The 2,507-nt window shown below is 70.3% G+C and carries 2 protein-coding genes and 1 tRNA gene; all 3 read left to right on the top strand.

The features are described 5' to 3' along the window. The first annotated feature begins 293 nt into the window (after positions 1–293). The 3 genes from G5C65_RS35375 (at position 294) to G5C65_RS35365 (ending at position 2,404) form a co-directional block, all read left to right on the top strand. Positions 294–1,622, top strand: a complete 1,329-nt coding sequence (locus G5C65_RS35375; protein ID WP_165303153.1) for a helix-turn-helix domain-containing protein — start codon at positions 294–296, stop codon at positions 1,620–1,622. A gap of 31 nt (positions 1,623–1,653) precedes the next feature. Continuing rightward, on the top strand, positions 1,654–2,259 hold the full coding sequence (orn, locus tag G5C65_RS35370; protein WP_165303152.1) for an oligoribonuclease: 606 nt from the start codon (positions 1,654–1,656) through the stop codon (positions 2,257–2,259). 72 nt (positions 2,260–2,331) lie between these two features. Next, a tRNA-His gene (locus tag G5C65_RS35365) sits at positions 2,332–2,404 on the top strand. The last annotated feature ends 103 nt before the right edge of the window (positions 2,405–2,507 follow it).

The raw sequence follows: 2,507 nt of genomic DNA, 5'->3' as shown, positions 1-2,507 counted from the left end.
CCACTCCCCCAACCCCCCTGCCACCAGCAACGAAAGGAGCGACACACGGGTGTGCACCCTACGGTGACGGGGCAGAGAGGGCATGCGCACTTCCCAGCAGCGCCACAGAGTGAAACGCTTCGTGATCGAATGCTTCACGCCAAGTTGCCTTGTCGACATAGCGTCGGATGCCGAACTTGCACCGCCAACCTCATCCGACCCAGTAGATTCGATCTTGGCTTTGGCCGCGGGGGAGACCGGGGGAATGTGCATGGACCGAGAGGAACACGACGATTGAGGGGGGCTTAGTTCCAATGAGCCAGGACTCCACGAACGGCCCGGTAGAGACGCGTAAGCTGGCCGCGCGCCGCCGGCGCGAGATCGTGGCGGTGTTGCTCTTCAGCGGTGGTCCCATCTTCGAGAGTTCCATCCCGCTCTCCGTCTTCGGAATCGACCGCCAAGACGCGGGAGTTCCCCGCTACCGGCTTCTGGTATGCGCGGGTGAAGACGGACCACTGCGTACCACCGGCGGGCTCCAGCTGAGCGCGCCGTTCGGACTTGAGGCGATCTCCCGTGCGGGAACCGTCGTCGTACCCGCCTGGCGCTCCATCACCCAACCACCGCCCGCGGCGGCTCTGGAGGCGCTGCGCCGCGCACACGAGGAGGGGGCGCGCGTCATCGGACTGTGCACGGGCGCATTCGTGCTCGCGGCGGCGGGACTGCTGGACGGGCGACCGGCGACCACCCACTGGATGTACGCGCCGACGCTCGCCAAGCGCTATCCGGCCGTCCACGTCGACCCGCGGGAGCTGTTCGTGGACGACGGCGACATCCTCACCTCGGCCGGCACGGCGGCGGGCATAGACCTGTGCCTGCACGTCGTCCGGACGGACCACGGGGCCGAGGCCGCCGGCGCGCTCGCCCGGCGTCTCGTCGTCCCGCCCCGGCGCGGCAACGGCCAGGAGACCGGCGGCCACCCGCGCCACCTCGACCGCTCCTTACCAGAGGAAATCGGTGCCGACCCGCTCGCGGAGGTCGTCGCGTGGGCGCTGGAGCACCTGCACGAGCAGTTCGACGTCGAGACGCTGGCCGCGCGCGCCTATATGAGCCGCCGCACCTTCGACCGGCGCTTCCGGTCTCTCACTGGGAGCGCTCCACTGCAGTGGCTGATCACCCAGCGGGTGCTGCAGGCCCAGCGGCTGCTGGAGACGTCGGACTACTCGGTGGACGAGGTCGCGGGCCGGTGCGGCTTCCGGTCGCCCGTCGCCCTGCGCGGCCACTTCCGCCGGCAGCTCGGTGCGTCTCCGGCGGCCTACCGCGCCGCGTACCGGGCCCGGCGCCCGGATGGGGAGGAGGACGGCATCGAGGGCGAGCGGGTGCTGCGCATACCGGAGCAGCACCCGGGCGGCCCGCCGTACGCGGCGGAGCCGGGCGGATCCAGACCGGAGCCGCTGCGGGAGCCTCGCGACGCCCGTACGCAGGTACGGGACCACCGCGAGGCCCGGGAGTACCGGGAGTACCGGGAGGCACGCGAGTGCAGGGAGGTGCGCGGAAGGGAGCAGCAGCGCCCGGAGCCGGGCAAGCCGGAGTCGGACGTGTACGCGTCCCGGCTGCCCGGACAGCGGGGACGCGGCCCCGGCTGAGCGGTGTCCCGGGTCCCGTAGGGTGAGCTGCATGAACGATCGCATGGTGTGGATCGACTGCGAGATGACCGGGCTCTCGCTGTCCGATGACGCGCTCATCGAGGTGGCCGCGCTGGTCACCGACTCGGAGCTGAACGTGCTCGGCGACGGCGTGGACATCGTGATCCGCCCGCCCGCCCCGGCCCTGGCGGCGATGCCGGAGGTGGTGCGCGAGATGCACACCGCCTCCGGCCTGCTGGCCGAGCTGGAGCGGGGCACCACCCTGGAGGATGCCCAGGCCCGGGTTCTGGCATACGTACACAAGTACGCACCGGAACCCGGGCGGGCCCCGCTGTGCGGCAACTCCGTCGGCACCGACCGCGGCTTCCTGGCCCGGGACATGCCCGACCTGGAGGCCCACCTCCACTACCGCATCGTCGACGTCTCCTCCGTCAAGGAGCTGGCCCGCCGCTGGTACCCGCGGGCGTACTACAACAGCCCGGAGAAGAACGGGAACCACCGCGCGCTGGCCGACATCCGCGAGTCCATCGCGGAGCTCCGCTACTACCGCGAAGCCGTCTTCGTCCCGCAGCCCGGCCCGGACTCCGACACCGCCAAACGACTCGCGGCCCGCCATGTGCTCCCGCGAAACGTGTGAGCGAGCACCTCTTCGGACCCTGTACACTCGTGGAGGCCGACGCGGGGAGGGCTCCTCACCGACGCGGCCGTGGTGGATGTAGCTCAGTTGGTAGAGCACCTGGTTGTGGTCCAGGATGTCGCGGGTTCGAGTCCCGTCATTCACCCTTCATGATCAAGGCCCTCACCTGGGGAAACCGGGGTGGGGGCCTTTTTCGTTCCCCGGCTTGGCCACACACCGGCCCAACACGATCGTGAAAACGGGGCTGG

The organism is Streptomyces boncukensis (assembly GCF_011045075.1).
Taxonomy (GTDB): domain Bacteria; phylum Actinomycetota; class Actinomycetes; order Streptomycetales; family Streptomycetaceae; genus Streptomyces; species Streptomyces boncukensis.
This window is presented reverse-complemented; position numbering and strand designations above follow the sequence as displayed.

Bases quoted from the DNA above. Each gene is read 5' to 3' on its own strand.
- orn (WP_165303152.1), top strand. From the start codon at position 1,654: ATGAACGATCGCATGGTGTGGATCGACTGCGAGATGACCGGGCTCTCG.
- G5C65_RS35375 (WP_165303153.1), top strand. From the start codon at position 294: ATGAGCCAGGACTCCACGAACGGCCCGGTAGAGACGCGTAAGCTGGCC.